Annotated in this window: 20 protein-coding genes; 17 read left to right on the top strand and 3 right to left on the bottom strand. The window is 44.7% G+C overall.

Annotation, left to right across the window (positions count from 1 at the left end; all coding sequences use genetic code 11):
• Positions 1 to 95: 95 nt before the first annotated feature.
• Positions 96 to 1,280 carry an NnrS family protein gene (locus tag ITG09_12740; protein UPR51561.1) on the top strand — a complete coding sequence of 395 codons (1,185 nt, stop codon included), beginning with the start codon at positions 96 to 98 and terminating at the stop codon, positions 1,278 to 1,280.
• Between the two features lie 68 nt (positions 1,281 to 1,348).
• Here the strand turns inward: ITG09_12740 and ITG09_12735 are convergent, their stop codons facing one another.
• Complete coding sequence (locus tag ITG09_12735) at positions 1,349 to 2,356, bottom strand: adenosine deaminase (protein UPR51560.1); 1,008 nt, start codon at positions 2,354 to 2,356, stop codon at positions 1,349 to 1,351.
• A 350-nt stretch (positions 2,357 to 2,706) separates the two neighbouring features.
• Here ITG09_12735 and ITG09_12730 point away from each other — a divergent pair, with 350 nt between their 5' ends.
• The gene (locus ITG09_12730; protein ID UPR51559.1) at positions 2,707 to 3,024 is read left to right on the top strand and encodes a DUF3622 domain-containing protein; all 318 of its coding nucleotides are present in this window, start codon (positions 2,707 to 2,709) and stop codon (positions 3,022 to 3,024) included.
• Positions 3,025 to 3,226: 202 nt separating this feature from the next.
• On the opposite strand, the gene ITG09_12725 is transcribed toward ITG09_12730, so the two are convergent.
• Positions 3,227 to 4,273 (bottom strand): succinylglutamate desuccinylase/aspartoacylase family protein, encoded by a 1,047-nt coding sequence (locus ITG09_12725; GenBank protein UPR51558.1) that lies wholly within the window; start codon positions 4,271 to 4,273, stop codon positions 3,227 to 3,229.
• 271 nt (positions 4,274 to 4,544) lie between these two features.
• Between ITG09_12725 and ITG09_12720 the strand changes: the two genes are divergently transcribed.
• On the top strand, positions 4,545 to 5,084 hold the full coding sequence (locus tag ITG09_12720) for a DUF3332 family protein (GenBank protein UPR51557.1): 540 nt from the start codon (positions 4,545 to 4,547) through the stop codon (positions 5,082 to 5,084).
• 157 nt (positions 5,085 to 5,241) lie between these two features.
• On the opposite strand, the gene ITG09_12715 is transcribed toward ITG09_12720, so the two are convergent.
• On the bottom strand, positions 5,242 to 6,714 hold the full coding sequence (locus ITG09_12715; GenBank protein UPR51556.1) for an aminoacyl-histidine dipeptidase: 1,473 nt from the start codon (positions 6,712 to 6,714) through the stop codon (positions 5,242 to 5,244).
• Positions 6,715 to 7,777: 1,063 nt separating this feature from the next.
• Here ITG09_12715 and ITG09_12710 point away from each other — a divergent pair.
• The 14 genes from ITG09_12710 to pgpA all read left to right on the top strand — a co-directional run bounded on the left by ITG09_12710 (position 7,778) and on the right by pgpA (position 20,554).
• Positions 7,778 to 9,067, top strand: coding sequence for an NCS2 family permease (locus tag ITG09_12710; protein ID UPR51555.1), 1,290 nt, complete (start codon positions 7,778 to 7,780; stop codon positions 9,065 to 9,067).
• An 84-nt stretch (positions 9,068 to 9,151) separates the two neighbouring features.
• The gene (gene tet(34), locus ITG09_12705) at positions 9,152 to 9,616 is read left to right on the top strand and encodes an oxytetracycline resistance phosphoribosyltransferase domain-containing protein Tet(34) (protein UPR51554.1); all 465 of its coding nucleotides are present in this window, start codon (positions 9,152 to 9,154) and stop codon (positions 9,614 to 9,616) included.
• An 89-nt stretch (positions 9,617 to 9,705) separates the two neighbouring features.
• Positions 9,706 to 10,959, top strand: a complete 1,254-nt coding sequence (gene frsA / locus ITG09_12700; GenBank protein UPR51553.1) for an esterase FrsA — start codon at positions 9,706 to 9,708, stop codon at positions 10,957 to 10,959.
• Between the two features lie 144 nt (positions 10,960 to 11,103).
• On the top strand, positions 11,104 to 11,493 hold the full coding sequence (gene crl, locus ITG09_12695; protein ID UPR51552.1) for a sigma factor-binding protein Crl: 390 nt from the start codon (positions 11,104 to 11,106) through the stop codon (positions 11,491 to 11,493).
• A gap of 76 nt (positions 11,494 to 11,569) precedes the next feature.
• Positions 11,570 to 12,754 (top strand): glutamate 5-kinase, encoded by a 1,185-nt coding sequence (proB, locus tag ITG09_12690; protein ID UPR51551.1) that lies wholly within the window; start codon positions 11,570 to 11,572, stop codon positions 12,752 to 12,754.
• Between the two features lie 66 nt (positions 12,755 to 12,820).
• Complete coding sequence (locus ITG09_12685) at positions 12,821 to 14,071, top strand: glutamate-5-semialdehyde dehydrogenase (protein ID UPR51550.1); 1,251 nt, start codon at positions 12,821 to 12,823, stop codon at positions 14,069 to 14,071.
• A gap of 154 nt (positions 14,072 to 14,225) precedes the next feature.
• On the top strand, positions 14,226 to 14,675 hold the full coding sequence (nrdR, locus tag ITG09_12680; GenBank protein ID UPR51549.1) for a transcriptional regulator NrdR: 450 nt from the start codon (positions 14,226 to 14,228) through the stop codon (positions 14,673 to 14,675).
• A 40-nt stretch (positions 14,676 to 14,715) separates the two neighbouring features.
• Positions 14,716 to 15,795, top strand: coding sequence for a bifunctional diaminohydroxyphosphoribosylaminopyrimidine deaminase/5-amino-6-(5-phosphoribosylamino)uracil reductase RibD (gene ribD / locus ITG09_12675; protein ID UPR51548.1), 1,080 nt, complete (start codon positions 14,716 to 14,718; stop codon positions 15,793 to 15,795).
• A 69-nt stretch (positions 15,796 to 15,864) separates the two neighbouring features.
• Positions 15,865 to 16,521, top strand: coding sequence for a riboflavin synthase (locus ITG09_12670; protein ID UPR51547.1), 657 nt, complete (start codon positions 15,865 to 15,867; stop codon positions 16,519 to 16,521).
• A 108-nt stretch (positions 16,522 to 16,629) separates the two neighbouring features.
• A complete protein-coding gene (ribB, locus tag ITG09_12665) occupies positions 16,630 to 17,739 on the top strand; it encodes a 3,4-dihydroxy-2-butanone-4-phosphate synthase (GenBank protein ID UPR51546.1) in 1,110 nt (369 codons plus the stop codon).
• A gap of 281 nt (positions 17,740 to 18,020) precedes the next feature.
• Positions 18,021 to 18,491 (top strand): 6,7-dimethyl-8-ribityllumazine synthase, encoded by a 471-nt coding sequence (ribE, locus tag ITG09_12660; GenBank protein UPR51545.1) that lies wholly within the window; start codon positions 18,021 to 18,023, stop codon positions 18,489 to 18,491.
• Positions 18,491 to 18,958, top strand: a complete 468-nt coding sequence (nusB, locus tag ITG09_12655) for a transcription antitermination factor NusB (protein UPR51544.1) — start codon at positions 18,491 to 18,493, stop codon at positions 18,956 to 18,958. The genes ribE and nusB overlap by 1 nt, the downstream gene beginning before the upstream one ends.
• Positions 18,959 to 19,073: 115 nt before the next feature.
• A complete protein-coding gene (gene thiL / locus ITG09_12650) occupies positions 19,074 to 20,048 on the top strand; it encodes a thiamine-phosphate kinase (protein UPR51543.1) in 975 nt (324 codons plus the stop codon).
• Complete coding sequence (gene pgpA, locus ITG09_12645) at positions 20,048 to 20,554, top strand: phosphatidylglycerophosphatase A (protein UPR51542.1); 507 nt, start codon at positions 20,048 to 20,050, stop codon at positions 20,552 to 20,554. The genes thiL and pgpA overlap by 1 nt, the downstream gene beginning before the upstream one ends.
• Positions 20,555 to 20,580 lie beyond the last annotated feature (26 nt).

Raw genomic sequence — 20,580 nt, 5'->3', positions numbered from 1 at the left:
CATGCAATGTGATCTGAATATTGCATCGGATTTGATGCACACCAAATTTGGTTTAGGTAATACCTTGGCCGCTTATCTGAGAATTAGGAGCGAGTTTGTTAAATATCACAGATAAAAGTGTAGAAGACGCGATTCCAGCCTATCTTCGTTTGGGTTTTAGACCTTTCTTCTTTTTAGGCAGTCTCTATGCTGTGATCGCGATTGTGGCTTGGGTCATCATGTTCCAAAGCGGTCAGCCTGAAATGCTAAAAGTACCAGCGCTTTGGTGGCACGTACATGAAATGCTGTTTGGTTTCTCAATGGCAATAGTGGTCGGCTTTGTGTTAACGGCGGTACAAACATGGACGGGTGTCAACGGCACCAAGCACTATCGGCTGGCAGCTCTTGTTGGCTTATGGCTTGCACCTCGTATTCTGTTTTGGACACCGGCGCCATTGTGGTTAACCTCATCGGTTGAAGCGTTGTTCTTGATCTTTGCCGCTTACGAGATTGGTTTCCGCGTCGTGAAATCGAAAGGCTGGAAGAACCTGTTTTTTGTGCCGCTGTTTATATTGGCTATCGTGGCGAACTTTGCTAGTTACGCGACCATTAAGGGGATGCCTCCATTCCCATCGTCTGCAGTTTGGCAGGCTATGTTGTGGTGGTTTACCTTGCTGTTATCAGTGATGGGTGGGCGAGTGATCCCGTTCTTCACGGCACGTCGTTTTGATTTCGAAAAAGCACAGCCCTTGGTTTGGTTGGAATGGCTAGCCAATCTACCTTTGGTTGGGTTGTTTGTGCTGAGCTTCTTCCCATTGACCTTTGCTCAAGTCGGCAATGAGTTGATGGTATTGGCAGGTGTGACTCAGTTGGTGCGCTTTATCCGATGGAAACCTTGGACAACGCTGTCTGAACCTTTGGTGTGGTCGCTGCACGCGGCTTATCTATGTATTCCTCTAAGCTTGTTGTTACGTGGTCTGTTAGATAACCCATTTGCGAGTCATAACATGCTGCACTTGTTCGCAATTGGTGGCTTGAGCGGTTTGATACTGGCGATGATTACGCGAGTGACAATGGGACATACCGGTCGTGCTATCTATAAAGGGCCAAGTATGGCTTTGGCGTTCTCGGCTATATTTATCACGGCACTCGTTCGTAGTTTAGGTGTGACATTCTTCCCAGCGTATTTATTTGAGATGGTCAACATCAGCGCTGGTTTATGGACGTTAGCATTCGGGCTGTTTATCTGGAAATTTGGGATGATGCTGTTAACGCCAAGGGTGGATGGTCACCCGGGCTAAGCCAATTAATTATCGATTGATACAGAAAGGGAAGCTCAGAGCTTCCCTTTTTTAATCTTGATAACTCATTAAGTATTCGCAGCAAGGTATTGGCGTACCTGTGTGATGAGATCTTCTTTGGCGTTAGGCGAGATGAAACTGGCTTCGATGGCATTAATACTGAATTGCGCTAATTCGTTTTTGGTCACTGGGTGAGCATTGGCGACGGCTAGGAAGTTATCATTCATATAGCCGCCGAAGTAAGCCGGATCATCGGAATTGATGGTGACGCACAGCCCTTTTCTCAGCAACTCGACGATGTTGTGTTCTTGCATGGTCTCAAACACCTTGAGCTTGGTATTCGACAGCGGGCAGACCGTCAGCGGTGTGCGTTTAGCGATTAGCTGTTCCATCAAGTTTTCATCTTCAACACAGCGAACGCCATGATCAATTCGGGTAATGCCTAACAAGCTCAGTGCGTCGGTAATATTTTGTGCTGGGCCTTCTTCTCCGGCGTGTGCGACAGTCAGAAAGCCTTGGTTGATCGCTTCTTGGAATACATGTTTAAACTTCTCTGGCGGATTGCCCTGTTCTGATGAATCTAACCCAACCGCTATGATCTTATCTTTATAAGGAAGGGCTTGTTTGAGCGTTTCAAAAGCGCTGTCTTCATCAAGGTGACGCAGAAAACACATGATCAGTTGGCTGCTGATACCAAGCTCTTGCTCCGCTTGATTCAAAGCTCGAGTGATTCCGCTTATGATGACTTCAAAGACAATGCCGCGTTCAGTGTGAGTTTGAGGGTCGAAGAATATCTCAGTATGAACCACATTATCTTGCTGGCATTTCAGTAGGTAAGCCCAAGTCAGGTCGTAGAAATCCTGCTGGTGGAGTAGCACGTTAGCGCCTTGGTAATAGATATCGAGAAAGGACTGAAGATTGTGGAATTGGTACGCGTCTCGCACTTGGTCTGGGTTTTCAAAGGGAATCGACACGTTATTACGCTTGGCAAGCTCGAACATCAGCTCTGGTTCTAATGTGCCTTCTATGTGTAAGTGCAGCTCAACCTTCGGTAAATTTTTGATGAAGCTATCCATAGCAACTCCTTAGCTATTTTAATTATGGGCGGAGTAGGTGAGATGTGAGTGCCTATCAATAGGAAGTCTTAGGCGATTCATTTATCTCTGTTTGAGCATAGTTCATTTCATTGTGGTCGATAAAACAGGGCTGAAGTTGATGGTGAACCGAGAGTTACGAACCGATTGAAATCAGGCGAAAACGATTTGCAGCATTAGAGTGTGATCCGCTGCAAATATTTGCAGCAATATTCATTGATTTGTGCTCTAATACCGCGCTTACCAAGGGATGGTGTTAAAAGATGCTCACTTAGATGGAGTTATCAAAGTTGACCGATCCCTTAATGATCTCCCTTAGGAAAAAATAGAACATGTCTAAGAACAAAAAATTTGATATCCGCCTTACAGAAAAACGCAACGGTTGGTGTGCAGAGATTACTCGTCAAGTAACGTCTCGCAGCACTACAGTATCTAAGCGTGAATCTGGTTTCGAAACTGAAGTTCTAGCACAAGAGTGGGCAGAGAAAGAGCTAGCATCTTTCATCGCTAACCAAGCTGAACGTAACGAGCGTAAATCAGAGCAGCGTAAAGAGCGTGACGAACTACGTCACACTAAAGAGCTTAAAGCTGAGCAAGCACGTGAAGCGCGCGCTAAAGCTCGTGCAGAAGAGCAAGAAGACGCTGAATAATTCAGTGCATGACTAATTTATAGATCCCTTAATTTTAAGATAAGGGATTTGTGAAAAAAAAGCCCCGATACAACTTTTTTCTTTCTAGTTAAAAGTGTATTGGGGCTTTTTAGTTTGTGGAGTTCTGTTTTATTGTGTTTAAGAGCTCGGTTTGGCTTCTCGCTTTTAACGTCGAGCTCTTAAACAGTTAAGCATTGTCTGATCAGTTATTCAGCGCAGTTAGCCAATCATCTTCTGCCACTTCTTCAATGTAGCTTTCTACTGATTGTCCGACTTCTTCATCGTCTTGCTTGAAGTAAGCGATGTGGAACACAGCATCACCTTCATTGACCAAAGGCAGAGTTTGCTGACCAATCACGATACCGCCTTTGGTTGTGATCACTTGGCCTTCTTGGTGACCCAATGGAGAGCTGATGTAAGCAAGGGTTTGCCCCGCTTCAACTTGTTCACCCAGTCTTACCATGTTACGCAAAATACCGTCTGACTCAGCGCGGATCCAACTGGTGGATTTACTCAATACTGGCTCTGGTAACTTCTTACGGTTAGGACGCAGCATGCCGATTTCTTTCATCACTTGATGCACGCCAAGGTAACCCGCACGAATCGCTAGGTGATCAAAACGCAGCGCTTCACCACCTTCGTAAGTTAATACAGGGATCCCCAGTTTTTCCGCTTCGCTACGCAGTGAGCCATCACGCAGCGGAGAATCAATGATCACAGGTGTTGCGAACGCTTTTGCGATGCGCAGTGTTTCAGGGTTCGATAGGTTTGCACGAATCTGTGGCAGATTGGTACGGTGAATCGCGCCCGTGTGTAGATCCAGAATGTAATCACAGTGCTTTGCCACGTTTTCGAAGAAGGTGTAAGCGATGCGTGATGTTAACGACCCTTTCTCACTGCCAGGGAAGCAACGGTTTAGGTCACGACGATCTGGTAGGTAACGAGACTTATGGATAAAGCCAAACACGTTAACGATAGGCACAACAATCAATGTCCCTTTCAGTTTCTTTGGATCAATCGCATTGGTCAGTTGTCGTGCAATCTCAACACCGTTTAGCTCATCGCCGTGGATAGCCGCATTTACCATCAGTGTTGGGCCTGCTTGGCGACCGTGAATAATTTCAATCGGGATCGAAAGTGGAGAATGCGTGTAAAGCTGAGCCGCTTGCAGTTCAATCTCCATTCGTTGTCCTGGCTGAACAGTATAACCAAGTAATTCGAAGGGTTGATTAGGTTTTAGTCTTGCCATTTAGGTTGTTCTCAACATGGTGATAATTCGTTAACACGGAATGTAGCAATCGTTGATTTTTAGTACGAATCAATCGCTTTACGGTGACGACAAAAGTTTTTTATGAAGGAGCTTCTGAATTGGTTTCAGTTTTTTATTTGGCTAATTGAAGGGTGTTTCAAATTGTGAATTTTCTGACAATACATTGATTTAGCGCTGATATTTGTTATTCAGTTCGTTGGTATTATCCACCGCCATTTTTTGGCGGCCAAATTTAAATATTGAGATCAAAATGAAAAAAACAATTTCAAAAGTTGTAGCACTAGCGGTGGTATCTGTTGCTTTATCTGGCTGTGTTGGTAGCAACGCAGTAACGGGTTACCTAATGAAGTTCAACCTTAAAGCCGTTGATAACCGTTATGCTCGTGGCGGCTTAAACTTATTGTTAGCTCCAGCTTACGGTCTAACAGTTGCTGCAGATTACCTAGTGTTTAACTCTCTAGAGTTCTGGACTGGTAGCAACCCATTAACGGGTGCGCCGCACATCTTTGATACTAAGGTTGATACTTACCTTGATATTAACCATCAATTAGATCCGTCTCTAACGGAAGCGCCTGTAGGTCCTATCACCAATGTAAACATGATCGAAAAAGGTCAGATGCAGCAGGTTGATGAAAACACAATCCAAATGGATATCACTTACCAATTTGGTGAGCGAGCGACACTAATCGGTGTTCGTGATGGTGAGATGGTGACGTACTTCATCGATGGCGAAGTGGTTGCACAAACTTCAATTGATGAATTAGAGAGCTACGCAGCTTCACGCGCTTAATTGTTTCTTTTAGTCACAAATAGTCGTTTACAAAAATTAGATACAAAAACAGGTACTCATTGAGTACCTGTTTTATTTTGTCTCGGATAAAAGGTGCTTACTGAAAAGTACTATCTATTGAAAAGCACGATTTACTGAACAAACATAGCTTATCGGGTTAAGCTTTTTCTGGGATCGCTTCAAGCAATGCAACCATTTGGTTCCAGAATAGCTCAACGGTGTCGATCTTCACTTTCTCATCAGGAGAGTGCGGGAACTTGATGGTTGGGCCGAAAGAAACCATATCCATGTTCGGGTAAGGTTCTTTGAATAGGCCGCACTCAAGACCAGCATGGATAACCATGATGTTTGGCTTATGACCGTAGATACCTTCGTACATGTCGCGGAAGATATGCATGATTTCTGAATCTGCGTCTGGTTTCCAACCTGGGTAAGCACCAGAGAAGGCGATGTTAGCGCCCGCTAGTTCAGCAACAGAATTCAGCATGCTTTCTACTTGTGAGCGACCTGAATCGATAAGAGAACGGATCAGGCAAAGTACTGTAATTGAGTTCTCTTCTGTTGTGATAACACCTACGTTTAGAGACGTTTCAACAACACCTTCAATCTCGTCACTCATACGAATCACGCCGTTTGGACATGCGTTAAGTGCCGCAATGAAGCGAGCTTGATCTGCTGACGCAAGTGCGCCCATTTCTACAGAAGCTTCTTCATTGAAAGTCACGATGCTGTCTTCTACTTTACCTAGCTCTGTTGAAAGCAGCTCTGTGTAGTAGTTGTATAGTGAAGCCAGTTTTTCTTGGTTTGCCGCAGGAACAGCAACCGTTACGAAACCTTCACGAGGGATCGCGTTACGAAGGCTACCGCCTTTGAATTCGACGATGCGAAGGTCTAGCTCTTTTGCGTGACCTGCTAGGAAGCGAGCAAGCAGTTTGTTTGCGTTTGCACGACCTGTGTGGATGTCACAACCAGAGTGACCGCCTTTTAGGCCTTTTAGCGTAAGCTTACGTGTTACGAAGTCAGCTGGAATCGCGTTACGAGCAATTTCAAATGTCATTGCACCGTCGATACCGCCAGCACAGCCCATGTACACTTCGCCTTCTTGCTCTGAATCGGTGTTAAGAAGGATATCGCCTTCTAACCAACCCGCTTCAAGACCGAAAGCACCCGTCATGCCCGCTTCTTCATCTACTGTTAGTAGAACTTCGATAGGGCCGTGTTGGATTTCGTTTGAAGCAAGAACCGCTAGGCAAGAAGCCATGCCCATGCCGTTATCAGCGCCAAGCGTTGTGCCTTTAGCTGTAACCCACTCACCATCAATGTATGGTTGGATTGGATCTTTAGCGAAGTCATGAACTGTGTCTTCGTTCTTTTGTGGAACCATATCGATGTGAGCTTGTAGCACCACACCTTTTTTGTTTTCCATACCCGCCGTTGCTGGCTTTTTGATGAATACGTTGCCCGTTGGGTCACGACGTACATCTAGGCCTTGCTCTGTTGCCCAAGCAATAATGTATTGAGCAAGCTCTTCTTCATGCTTAGAAGGGTGTGGGATTGAGCAAATCTTATCGAAGAACTGCCAGATAGGGGCAGGGGATAATTTACTGATCTCAGAATGGAATTCAGACACGGATGACTCCTTTTTTATTTGATAACCATATATTTAGGTTTTGTATGGGTAAAAACCTAGAACAAAAATCTAAAATATGGGTCTGTTTTGATGGCAACAGCATACCACTTGAGCGTTTTGACGAGTAGCGGTTCTAAACCTCAAATAGCTCAAATTTTGAAAGCGCTCTTGTCCATCTGATCATAATTAAGCGCCTTGATGCTTATAAATGGCACAGGCAAACGTTTGTTTAATTCTATTCTGTAATTTAATTACGGAATTGAGTTTTAAAAATAACCATAAATGGCCAAAAATGTGACCTATAGCAAAAAATACTTGTAATCTTTTTTCTTTAGGGTATATTAATAACCAACTTCTGAGATGAAGAGTAAATGCTCAAAGGATGAGTCCGTTTTATCGCCTCCAAGGAACCGAGAAATCAAATTCGTTTTTTATTGATTTATTAAGGTGATAGTTATGAAAGGTTTACCATCTGCAATGTTCTGGATTAACAGCTCTGTTTACACTAGCAACTTTGCATACCCTACAAGCTTTGGTTACTAATACCGTAAGCATGTAACTCGAACAGTTTTGTTCACCCCTATATATTGGAATTCTTTTACAGCCCTTTTGGTTGACAGATTCTACCGCCACTCAGTTTTGAGTGGCGTTTTTTTTGCCTGCTACTTTTCCAAACCGCTTTCGCTTGTCACTTTTACTGCTGTTCTGCGTGGTCATTTTTTAAACGCCGAAATATCAATTTGTACCTTATTACTGATCCTGTTGAAAAATGCATAACTATTGTGGGTTTGAATTCAGAATTTACCGTCTAGATTATCAATGAAAATAACCGGTAGTAGAAAAAACAACCACCTGGCTTTACTGGGTATTTTCTATTAATTGATTGTTTTTAATCATTATTTATCATTTGTACTTTCGTTTTTAATCGCTTTGTTTCATACGGCATTCTGATAAATATCGATTAGAGCCTTAATTCTATCTGGAATTTGTTATTTGATAACTTTATAATCCACAGCCAATCGATTACGCAACCGTTTACTTTTTACCCTTATAGGATTCGATAATGTTCGAAAAGCTATTCAAACTCAGTGAAAATGGCACCAATGTGCGCACTGAAATCATCGCAGGTCTAACAACCTTCCTAACAATGGCTTACATTATTTTTGTAAACCCAATGATTCTAGCTGATGCTGGTATGGACCATGGCGCTGTATTTGTAGCAACCTGTTTAGCAGCTGCTATTGGCTGTTTCATCATGGGCTTTGTTGCTAACTATCCAATTGCTCAAGCTCCAGGCATGGGTTTGAACGCATTCTTTACCTACGCTGTTGTAATGGGTATGGGATATACGTGGCAAGTTGCTCTGGCAGCGGTTTTCGTATCAGGCGTAATCTTCATCTTCTTAAGTATCTTTAAGATCCGTGAATGGATTATCAACTCGATCCCTATGTCTCTGCGTGTTGGTATTTCTGCGGGTATCGGCCTTTTCCTTGCGTTTATCGCACTTGGTAATGCAGGCATCGTTGTTTCTAACCCTGCAACTAAGGTTTCACTTGGCGATATCACTGCGATTGCGCCAATGTTAGGTGCGCTTGGTTTCTTCCTGACTATTGCTCTTGTTCACCGCGGTGTGAAGGGTGCGGTAATGATTGCAATTCTAGCAATCACGGCTATCGGTATTGCAATAGGTGACGTTCAATACGGCGGTATCATGTCTACACCACCAAGCCTTGCACCGACATTCATGCAGCTTGATTTCTCTGCTGTATTTGAAATCGGTATGATTTCAGTGGTATTTGCATTCTTGTTCGTCGATTTGTTCGATACAGCAGGCACTCTGGTTGGTGTTGCAACGAAAGCAAACCTAATCAAAGAAGACGGCAAACTCCCTCGCTTGAACAAAGCACTGCTTGCTGACTCTACAGCAACATCTATTGGTGCACTGCTAGGTACATCAAACACAACGTCTTATGTTGAGAGTGTTGCAGGTGTCGCTGAAGGCGGTCGTACCGGTCTAACTGCTGTTGTGGTTGGCATCTTATTCCTACTGGCTCTTTTCTTCTCGCCACTTGCAGGTATGATTCCGGCTTACGCAACATCAGGTGCACTTTTCTATGTGGCAATTCTGATGATGTCTGGCCTAGTTGGCATTGATTGGCGTGATCTTACGGAAGCTGCACCAGTCGTGGTAACATGTCTGCTTATGCCGCTGACGTACTCTATCGCTGAGGGTATCTCATTAGGTTTCATCGCTTACGCTGCAATTAAGCTGCTAAGTGGTAAAGGTCGCGACGTTTCACCTGCTGTGTGGGTAATGTCGGCTATCTTTATTCTTAAATACATTTTCGCTTAATCGTCTAGATTTCTGCTTAATCGCTGAAGAGGCTATGTTTGAGATAGCCTCTAATAACATGACAAAATTATTAGGTTTTATACTATGAGCAACAAATTCGTTATCACTTGGGACAACATGCAGACTTACTGCCGTCAACTTGCTGAAAAGCAAATGCCAGCAGAGCAGTGGAAAGGCATCTGGGCTGTAAGCCGTGGTGGTTTGGTTCCTGGTGCAATCTTGGCTCGTGAACTAGGTATTCGTCACGTAGATACGATTTGTATTTCTAGCTACGACCACGATCACCAACGTGATATGACAGTCGTTAAAGCACCAGAAGGTGACGGCGAAGGCTTCCTAATCGTTGAAGACTTGGTTGATAGTGGTGACACTGCACGTAAGCTTCGCGAAATGTACCCTAAAGCGAAACTGATCGCTGTATGTGCAAAACCATCTGGCGCTGATTTGCTAGACGAGTACATTGTTGATATCGCCCAAGATACATGGATTGAGCAACCTTGGGATACTAGCCTAAGCTACGTTGAGCCAGTAAATCGCAAGTCAAAATAAGCGTAAACTTAGTTTTTTGAGAAATGACCCTTTATAGGGTCATTTTTTTTTATATTATTAGTGACAACCATTTCTTATTAAGTATCCCAATGTCTGAACCAGAAGAAACGAGCTCGAACCTTTCGGAAACTTTGTTTGTAAAGCACAAGCAGGCCAAAGAGACCTCAATGTTGACACAATACATGCCTAGCTCTGAAGCGTTATTGGATGAGAAGCGTGAACAGCAAAACTCATCATGGTACCGAAACCTAAGACGTCTTCAGTGGGTATGGCAAGGCGTTAATCCAATAGAGCAAGAAGCGGTATTGGCTCGCATCGCGTCATCTGATAACTCTCGTACAACCGATGAGTGGCTTGATACGGTCATGGGTTACCGAAGCGGTAACTGGGCATACGAATGGACCAAGCTGGGTATGCAACATCAAAATCGTTCTAATGAAAAGAACGGTGAAGAGATGGCTGAAGAGCTATTTTCAGCATCGCTGTGCTTCAGTATTGCGGGTTACCCACATCTGAAGAACGACAACTTGGCAGCTCAGGCTCAAGTGTTGGCCAACGCAGCCTATTCTGAAGCGATCAAGCACACTAAGTTGATCGTCAAACAGATTGATATTCCATACCAAAACAAGAAGATCAAAGCGAACTTGCATCTAACCAAGACAGACAAACCGCAACCGGTTGTGATTGTCAGCGCGGGTTTAGATAGCTTGCAAACGGACATGTGGCGCTTGTTTAGGGATTATTTAGCGCCTAAGAACATTGCGATGCTAACGGTAGACATGCCATCGATAGGGCACAGTGCGCATTGGCCGTTAACGGAAGACTCATCTTGCCTTCACCAAGCTGTTCTAAATGAATTACCTAATATTCCATGGGTAGATCACCACAAAGTTGGCTTGTTTGGTTTCCGCTTTGGTGGCAATGCGATGGTGAGACTATCTTTCCTTGAGCAGCATAAGATTAAAGCGTGTATCTCTTTAGGCGCGCCAATTCACGACATCTTTGTTCATGCCGACAAACTGAAACAGATGCCTAAGATGCATCTAGATGTGTTGGCCTCGCGTCTTGGTAAAGGGGCGGTCGATATCAATAGCCTTTCTGGGCAGTTGATGGCGTGGTCACTCAAGGTGCAAGGTTTGCTATCCAACAGTAAAACCCGTGTTCCAATCTTGGCATTGGCTTTGGAAGGCGACCCGGTTTCACCGCCAATGGATAATCAACTGGTTGCTATTTACAGTGATTACGGAAAAGCGAAGAAAATCAAAGCTAAGTCAATTACACAAGGTTATGAGCAATCCCTCGAATTGGCGATAAAGTGGCTTGAGGATGAATTATTTAGATGACATTTCTCCTAAATTAGTTAAGCATGAAAAGTGTACAAACTAAGTACCTGATACTCAGAGATAATTTATAAAATCCAATTGCGTAGTTTCTACGTATAACAGTCTGAGTAACGTCATTCTTAACATTGAAAATGGAGATTCAATATGTCAGAAGTGACACAACAACCTACGCATTACCGCTTGTTGAATGTTTTAAAGGCGATCGGGCCTTACTTAAGGGAACCGCAATCCGAAGAAGGCCACTATATTTTTGATTGCTTGTCTGTGTGTGTGAACGATAAAAAATCACCAGAAGAACGTGAGTTTTGGGGCTGGTGGCTGGAATTGGATAAGTCGGAAGAGGGATATTCGGCGAAGTACAATATCGGTAAGTACAACATCGATGGTAACTGGGATTCTTTGCCGTTACCTAAAAAGGCGGTCGCTGAGGTCTCTCGAACTCAAGAAGCCTTCCACAAAAAGCTGGTTGATGAACTTCAAAGTAAGTTTGAAATCAGTATCCAATTAGACGAAGAGTCTGTCGAATTCGTCTAATTTTAAAGGTTACTCTTCTATATAAAGCAAAAAGGTGCGATTTCGCACCTTTTCTGCTTGTGAATTCCCCTTTTGATTGCTAAAACATCACCTCTTATTTGTTTTATCCATAAAAGACTTCATGACAACAAATCATCAAAGCGGGACAACAACACAGCGTAAAACTGTCGTTGTTAAACTGGGTACCAGTGTCTTAACTGGTGGAACATTGGCATTAGACCGTGCTCACATGGTTGAGCTGGTTCGTCAATGTGCTGAATTAAAAAAACAAGGCCACTCTGTGGTTATGGTTTCGTCTGGCGCAATTGCAGCAGGGCGTGAGCACCTTGGTTACCCCGCACTTCCCAACTCAATGGCGAGCAAACAGTTGCTTGCGGCAGTTGGGCAAAGTCAGTTGATTCAAGTTTGGGAGTCTTTGTTTGCTATCTATGGCCTTAAAATTGGCCAGATGCTACTGACTCGTGCTGATCTTGATGATCGCGAGCGTTTTCTGAATGCACGTGACACGATCAACGCACTTGTTGAGCACGATATTATTCCGGTAGTAAACGAAAACGACGCGGTAGCAACCAACGAAATTAAAGTGGGCGACAATGATAACTTGTCGGCCTTAGTAGGTATTTTGTGCGGTGCTGATAAGCTTTTGCTACTAACAGACCAAAAAGGCCTGTTTACAGCTGACCCTCGTAAAGACCCAAATGCTGAGCTCATCAAAGAAGTGAAAACGATTGATGACACACTGCGTAAGATCGCTGGCGGCAGCGGTACGACGTTGGGTACTGGCGGCATGGCAACAAAACTGCAGGCGGCGGATATTGCTCGTCGTGCCGGTATTGAAGTTATTATTGCAGCAGGCAGTGCTGAAAATGTGGTGTTCGACTCTTTGAGCGACAATCCACAAGGCACACGTTTCCTACCTTTAGCTGAAGCGCTTGAAAACCGTAAGCGTTGGATTTTAGCGGGCCCTGCTTCTGCCGGTGACATCGTGGTCGACGATGGCGCAGTAAACGCCGTAAACACCAAAGGCAGCAGCTTGTTGGCAAAAGGGGTTATTCGAGTTCAAGGCGAGTTTTCTCGCGGTGAAGTCACCCAAGTCACAGACAGCAAAGGCAAGGTAGTAGCGCGTGGTATCGCTAGCTACTCAAGCCAAGACCTAGCAAAAATAGCAGGCAAGCACAGTAAAGATATTGGCGACATCCTTGGTTACGATTACGGGTCAGAAGTCATTCACCGTGACGACCTTGTTGTAATCCAAGAATAGCTCGTGATGATAAGGCGAATCGCCTTTTTGCATCCAAAGACAGACAGAATTTAGGGAGAGTTAAACGTGGATTTAACTAATATGGGTATCGCAGCAAAAGAGGCTGCTTTCCACCTAGCGACCGCATCTACGGCGCAAAAGAATAAAGCATTGGCGATCATCGCTGATGAACTAGAAGCAAACGCAGCAACGATTTTAGAAGCGAATGCCAAAGATATCGAACTAGGCCGTGAAGCGGGTTTAACTGACGCACTGCTTGACCGTCTACTTCTTAACGAAGAGCGCTTAACAGGCATTGCTAACGATGTTCGTAACGTAATTAGCCTGAATGACCCAGTTGGCAGCGAGATTGACAGCAAAGTACTGGAAAACGGTATGTCACTGTCTCGTCGTCGCGTGCCACTTGGTGTGGTTGGTGTTATCTATGAAGCGCGCCCGAACGTAACCATCGATATTGCGGCACTGTGTCTGAAAACAGGTAACGCAAGCATCTTACGTGGTGGTAAAGAGACGTTCTTCTCGAACATGGAACTGGTTAAAGTCATCCAGTCTGCACTAGAAAAAGCGGAACTTCCTGCGGCTTCTGTTCAGTACATCGAGAAACCGGATCGTGAGTTGGTTTCTCAACTGCTTAAATTGGACGACTACGTGGATATGATCATTCCTCGTGGTGGCGCTGGTCTGCACAAGATGTGTAAAGAGAACAGTACTATTCCAGTTATCATCGGTGGTTTTGGTATCAGCCATATCTTTGTTGATGAGAGCGCTGACCTTGAGAAATCTGTTGATGTGGTTGAAAACTCGAAAGTTCAACGTCCATCTGCATGTAACTCATTGGATACGCTGCTAGTGCATGAAGCCGTTGCTGAAGCTTTCCTTGCTAAGCTAACACAGCGTTTAGCAGGCAAAGTAACCTTGGTTACGGACGCGAGTGCAAAATCATTGCTTACTGGTTTTGAAGACCAACGTGATGCGGTTGAAGGCGACTTTGACACTGAATGGCTAAGCTACACGCTAGGCGTGAAAGTGGTTGCTAACGTTGCACAAGCGATTGACCACATGCGCGTACACAACGCGAGTCACTCAGACGCAATCATGACTAACAGCCTAGAAAGCTCTGAGCGCTTTATTAACTCGGTAGGTTCTGCTGCGGTTTACGTGAATGCATCCACTCGTTTTACTGATGGTGCACAGTTTGGTTTAGGTGCAGAAGTAGCGGTATCTACTCAGAAACTGCATGCTCGCGGCCCTATGGGCTTAGAAGAGCTGACAAGCTACAAATGGGTGGGTAAAGCGAACTATTTAGTTCGAGGTTAACGTTCTCGTTAATTTTCCTCCTCAGCTCATTTAGAAATTGCTATCGCGTAGCAATAATCAATGAATCACCACACAAAAGGGCCTTAATTGGCCCTTTTTCTTTCCTAACGTTTGGCAATTCCGTTACACTGATATTCAATTATTTGGAGGTGATATGCATTGTCCTTTTTGTTCAGAGAACGACACTAAAGTAATCGATTCAAGACTGGTAGCCGATGGCCATCAGGTTCGTCGTCGCCGTCAATGCCTTGCATGTAGCGAACGTTTTACTACGTTCGAATCGGCAGAACTTGTGATGCCTAAAGTAATTAAGTCGAATGGAAACCGTGAACCATTTAACGAAGATAAAATGGTCGGTGGCGTTCAGCGCGCCCTAGAAAAACGCCCAGTGAGTGCTGATGCAATTGAACTTGCAATCAGTACGATTAAGTCACAACTCCGTGCAACTGGTGAGCGCGAAGTACCAAGCGAGATGATCGGTAATCTTGTGATGGGCCAATTGAAAGAATTGGATAAAGTGGCGTACATCCGTTTTGCCTCTGTTTACCGCAGCTTTGAAGACATCCGAGAGTTTGGCGAAGAAATCGCTAAATTAGAGGACTAACCCCTCAATCATGTCTAATTTTACTCCCCTAGATTTTCAAATGATGTCGCGTGCTATTCAATTAGCGAAACGCGGCATTTACACCACTGCGCCAAACCCAAATGTGGGCTGTGTCATCGTACAAACCGATGGTCAGATCGTTGGTGAAGGTTTTCATGCTAAAGCGGGCGAACCTCATGCTGAAGTGCATGCCATGCGAATGGCCGGTGATAAGGCAAAAGGCGCAACAGCTTACGTTACGTTAGAACCTTGTTCTCATTATGGTCGAACGCCGCCATGTGCGGAAGGTTTGATTAAAGCTCAAGTTTCAAAAGTGATTTGTGCCATGCAGGACCCAAACCCTAAAGTCGCAGGACGTGGCATCAACATGCTACGTGATGCGGGTATTGAGGTTGAAATCGGTTTGTTAGAGCAAGATGCTCTCGACTTGAACCCTGCATTTATCAAGCGTATGCAAACAGGCATGCCTTTTGTTCAGCTTAAAATGGCAGCCAGCCTTGATGGTCAAACTGCATTGGCAAATGGTCAAAGCCAGTGGATAACATCGCCAGAAGCACGTCGTGATGTTCAGAATTATCGAGCAAAGTCCGGTGCGGTTCTATCAACCAGTCAAACGGTGATTGAAGACAACGCATCGCTGAATGTTCGTTGGGCTGAATTACCAAGCAGCGCTCAAGCTCATTACGCTGAAGAAGAGCTACGTCAGCCGATTCGTGTGATTCTTGATCGCCAAAATCAACTGCGCCCTGAGCTCAAGTTATACCAGACGCCAACATCGATATTGAGAGTCGCTGAAGCCTCTGCCGATATTACCGTTGGAACAACGGATGCTGGTCAGTTGGACTTACACGATTTGATGCGTCAGTTACCTGCCAATCATATCGACCATATTTGGGTCGAAGCGGGCGCCACGTTGGCAAAAAGCTTGATTGAAGCGCAGCTGGTGGATGAGCTAATCCTCTATTTAGCACCTAAACTTATGGGCAGTGACGGACGAGGTTTGATGGGCGCATTAGGGCTCACCTCAATGTCTGATGTGATTGACCTAGAAATTAAAGATGTTCGACAGGTTGGTGTGGATATTCGCATAGTAGCGAAGCCAGTAGTAATTAACCCATAGTTACAGAACCACAGTGGAAATAGTTCTGCTAACCAAATACATGTCGTTGACAACAAAAAGAGTTTTAAAATGTTTACAGGAATTGTAGAAGCCGTAGGTACATTGAGTGCAATCACTCCCCGCGGAGAAGACATCACCGTAACGGTTAACGTGGGTAAGCTTGATATGGCTGACGTTCAGTTAGGCGACAGTATCGCTACCAATGGTGTTTGTTTGACGGTTGTTGAGTTCAACGAGCACAGCTACAGTGCAGACCTTTCGCTTGAAACCCTGAAAAAAACGGGTTTTGTCGATTACCAAGCAGGCGACAAGGTGAACCTAGAGAAAGCGATGCTACCGACGACTCGTTTCGGTGGTCACATCGTATCGGGTCACGTGGATGGCGTGGGCGAGATTGTTGAGCGCAACCAAGTTGGCCGTGCGATTGAGTTCTGGGTAGAAATGCCTGCTGAAATCTCAAAGTATGTAGCTCAAAAAGGTTCGGTGACGGTGGATGGTATTAGTCTTACCGTGAACGATTTACGTAAGAATGCATTTAAGCTGACGATCGTTCCTCATACATCTTCAGAAACCACCATCGACCAATTCAATGTTGGTCGCAAAGTGAATCTAGAAGTCGATGTGTTAGCACGCTACATGGAACGTCTACTTCAAGGCCAACAGCAAGAGTCTGAGCCTGAATCTCGATTGACGATGGAATTCTTACAGCAGAATGGTTTTGCCTAATCGTTGAGACAAAGTGCGTTAAGCATCACTTTGTAAAGCGAAGCAATATCATCAGGTTTAAATAGTGTCGGTTCTAGGAAGCAGAACCATTTCAAAGGATATAGAACAATGCCAATTAGTACTCCTCAAGAAATTATTGAAGACATTCGCCTAGGAAAAATGGTTATCCTGATGGATGATGAAGATCGCGAAAATGAAGGCGATCTGATCATGGCAGCAGAACATGTTACGCCAGAAGCGATTAACTTCATGGCGATGTACGGTCGTGGTTTAATCTGTCTAACACTGACCAAAGAGCGCTCAAGCCGCATGGGTCTTGCGCCTATGGTTCAAGACAACAACGCTCAGTACACAACAAACTTTACGGTTTCGATTGAAGCGGCAGAGGGTGTAACGACAGGTATTTCAGCATCAGATCGCGCGGTGACGGTTCAAGCTGCAGTCGCGAAAGATGCAAAAGCGGCTGACCTTGTACAACCAGGTCACATCTTCCCGCTAACAGCGCAAGACGGCGGTGTTCTAACTCGTGCTGGTCACACAGAGGCAGGTTGTGATTTAGCTCGTCTAGCAGGCTGTGAGCCAGCATCGGTTATCGTTGAGATCCTTAATGACGACGGCACTATGGCGCGTCGCCCTGATCTTGAAGTGTTCGCTGAAAAGCATGATATCAAGCTAGGTACCATCGCTGACCTGATTGAATACCGCAACAACACAGAAACAACGATCGAGCGTGTTGCACAATGTCACCTACCGACTGAATTTGGTGATTTTGAGTTGGTGACTTACCGCGACACGATTGATAACCAGATCCACTACGCAATGCAAAAAGGCGACTTGTCTGATGGTGCTCCTTTAGTGCGTGTTCATCTACATGATACGTTCACCGATCTGCTTCATTCAGATCGTGGCACTGAGCGTAGCTGGTCGCTGGATAAAGCAATGAAGCGCATCGGCGACGAAGGCGGTGTGTTGGTGATTCTTGGCAATGAAGAGTCGTCTGATTCTCTGATCCACAAAGTGAAGACGTTCGAAGCTCAAGATAAGAACGAACAACCAACTATGGCTAAGAAGCAAGGTACTTCGCGTCGTGTTGGCGTAGGTTCTCAGATTCTACAAGACCTTGGCGTTCATGATATGCGTCTATTATCTTCAAGCACTAAGCGTTACCACGCACTAGGTGGTTTCGGTCTGAACGTGGTTGAATACGTTTGTGAGTAACCACTCACAGATTAATTTGTAGCAACACAATCAATGATGACTCTGGTCGCTCTTTTTTGGTGACGAATTAAACCAAAAGAGCACAGTCGCTAAGCTCAATTTTTCGTGCGTTAAATGCAGATGCTTGGCGACTTGTTGCTCCTATACGGTTGGGAGCAGCGCTGCGTTATCATCTTTACATCTCCGGTGTCTGTTCTTCTAAATTAGCATTAGATATTGCTCACAGTTTTGTGCTAGAATCCGGCGATTCTCACTTGATGAAAATAGTTAAAGGAAGGCTTATGAAAGTGATCGAGGGTGGCTTCCCAGCGCCAAATGCAAAAATTGCTATCGTTATTGCTCGTTTCAACAGTTTTATTAACGAAAGTTTACTTTCTGGTGCAATCGATACTTTAAAGCGTCATGGACAAGTAAGCGAAGACAACATCACTGTTGTTCGTTGCCCTGGTGCAGTAGAACTTCCACTTGTAGCGCAGCGCGTTGCAAAAACGGGTAAGTTCGATGCGATTGTATCTCTTGGTACAGTAATCCGTGGCGGTACACCTCACTTTGACTATGTTTGTAGTGAATGTAATAAAGGTTTGGCACAAGTGTCTCTGGAATTTTCTCTTCCAGTAGCGTTTGGTGTTCTTACTGTTGATACGATCGATCAAGCTATTGAACGCGCAGGAACCAAGGCTGGTAATAAGGGTGCAGAAGCAGCACTTAGCGCACTTGAGATGATCAACGTTCTTTCTGAAATCGATTCCTAATGGGGGCCAGTGTGAAACCAGCCGCACGTCGTAACGCACGTCAATTTGCTCTACAAGCAATTTATTCTTGGCAAATTACTAAAGAAAATATTGCTACCGTTGAAGAACAGTTCTTATCTGGTGGTAAGTATGATGAAGAAGAGCATCATGCTGCAGAACCTGCACTTGCTATGCCAGAAACAGACGTTGCATACTTCCGCGACCTGCTAACTGGTGTTGCTCTTAGCCACATGGAACTTGATAGCAAGCTTCGTCCATTCGTATCTCGCCCTATGCAAGATTTGGATTTGATGGAACTAGCGCTTCTACGTTTAGCTATGTACGAGATGACTCGTCGCGAAGATGTACCATACAAAGTGGTTATCAACGAAGCTATCGAGCTTGCGAAAGTATTCGCAGCAGAAGACAGCCATAAGTTTGTTAACGGTGTGCTTGATAAAGCTGCACCGCACGTTCGTAAGAAATAAGACGTTCGTATATTGAATCTAAAGGTCAGCTTTTATGCTGGCCTTTTTTGTAACTAAATTTCTGTAATATCAATAATTACGGTGATTTGTATGAAGACTAAAGATAGGGCATGTGATGTCTGGCGAATTTAACCTGATTGAAAAATATTTTGTAAATCGACAACCACAACGTAAAGACGTTCTTCTAGCTGCTGGCGATGACTGTGCTTTGGTCAAAGCGCCGGGCAATGTTGAGATAGCGATTAGCACGGATACCTTAGTCGCGAGCACTCATTTCTTAGCAGAGGCGAATCCGGCATGGGTAGCACACAAAGCCTTGGCTTCTAACATTAGTGACCTTGCCGCTATGGGCGCGACACCTGCTTGGGTTTCGTTTGCGTTAACCATGCCTGAAGTCGATGAAGCGTGGCTTGCCCCATTTTGTGATTCTTTTTTCAAACTTGCAGACTACTTTGGTATTCAACTTATTGGTGGTGACACGACCAAAGGGCCGCTGAGTCTAACGCTTACTGTGCAGGGCTTTGTACCTGAAGGTCGAGCACTGCGTAGAGATGGCGCGAAAGTGGGTGACTGGATTTACGTAACGGGCAACTTAGGCGACAGTAAAGCAGGCCTAGAGGTGATATTAGACCCAGAACAGAACAAAGCTAAGCCTTATGCATTAGAGCTTGAAGAGAGACACTACTTGAGCACTCCACGAGTTTTGGCTGGTCAGGCATTAGTGAACCTTGCTTCGTCTGCCATTGATATCTCTGATGGTGTTATTGCTGATTTAAAACACATCCTTAAGCGCTCTCAGGTGGGGGCGAGCATTGATGTGAGTACGTTGCCTATCTCCGCTGAATTACGTCAATTCTCTTCCGATATCGCTTCTGCGCAGCAGTATGCGTTAACCAGTGGCGAAGAGTACGAACTCTGCTTTACCGTGCCGGAAGAAAATAAAGGTTCTCTGGAAAGTGCTTTGTCACACACTGGAACAAAAGTCACCTGCATTGGCCAGATAAGACCTGTAGAATATTTTGAATTACACAATAATGGTGAACCATTAAGCTGGAACTTAACTGGTTACGATCACTTTAAGGTTAATTGATGACAAATCCACTTTCTGCAATCTCTCTTAAAAACCCTTGGCACTTATTAGCGACGGGTTTTGGCAGTGGCTTATCGCCTATTATTCCCGGAACCATGGGCACGATTGCGTCTATCCCATTGTACTTATTGTTGGTTCAATTACCTTTTCCTATTTATGTCATTCTTGTGGTGGTGAGCTGCATTATTGGTATCAAAATATGCCAAGTGACTTCTGATGACATGGGTGTACACGATCACGGTTCTATCGTATGGGACGAGTTCGCCGGCTTTTGGATCACCATGGCCCTAGTGCCGATGCTGAACATTCCTACTGATGATTGGAAATGGCTATTAACTGGCTTTGTGCTATTCCGTTTCTTCGACATGGTAAAGCCTTGGCCAATTGGTTGGTTAGACAAGCGAGTTCACGGCGGCTTAGGTATCATGATTGATGATATTGTGGCGGGTATTATGGCGGCGATTTCGCTGTATGCCGTGGCACACTTCGCAGGTTGGTTAGTGTGAGTTTACTGAAGGGTTAAGGTTTAGTT

This window comes from Vibrio cyclitrophicus (assembly GCA_023206055.1).
In the GTDB taxonomy this organism is placed as follows: domain Bacteria; phylum Pseudomonadota; class Gammaproteobacteria; order Enterobacterales; family Vibrionaceae; genus Vibrio; species Vibrio cyclitrophicus_A.
This window is presented reverse-complemented; position numbering and strand designations above follow the sequence as displayed.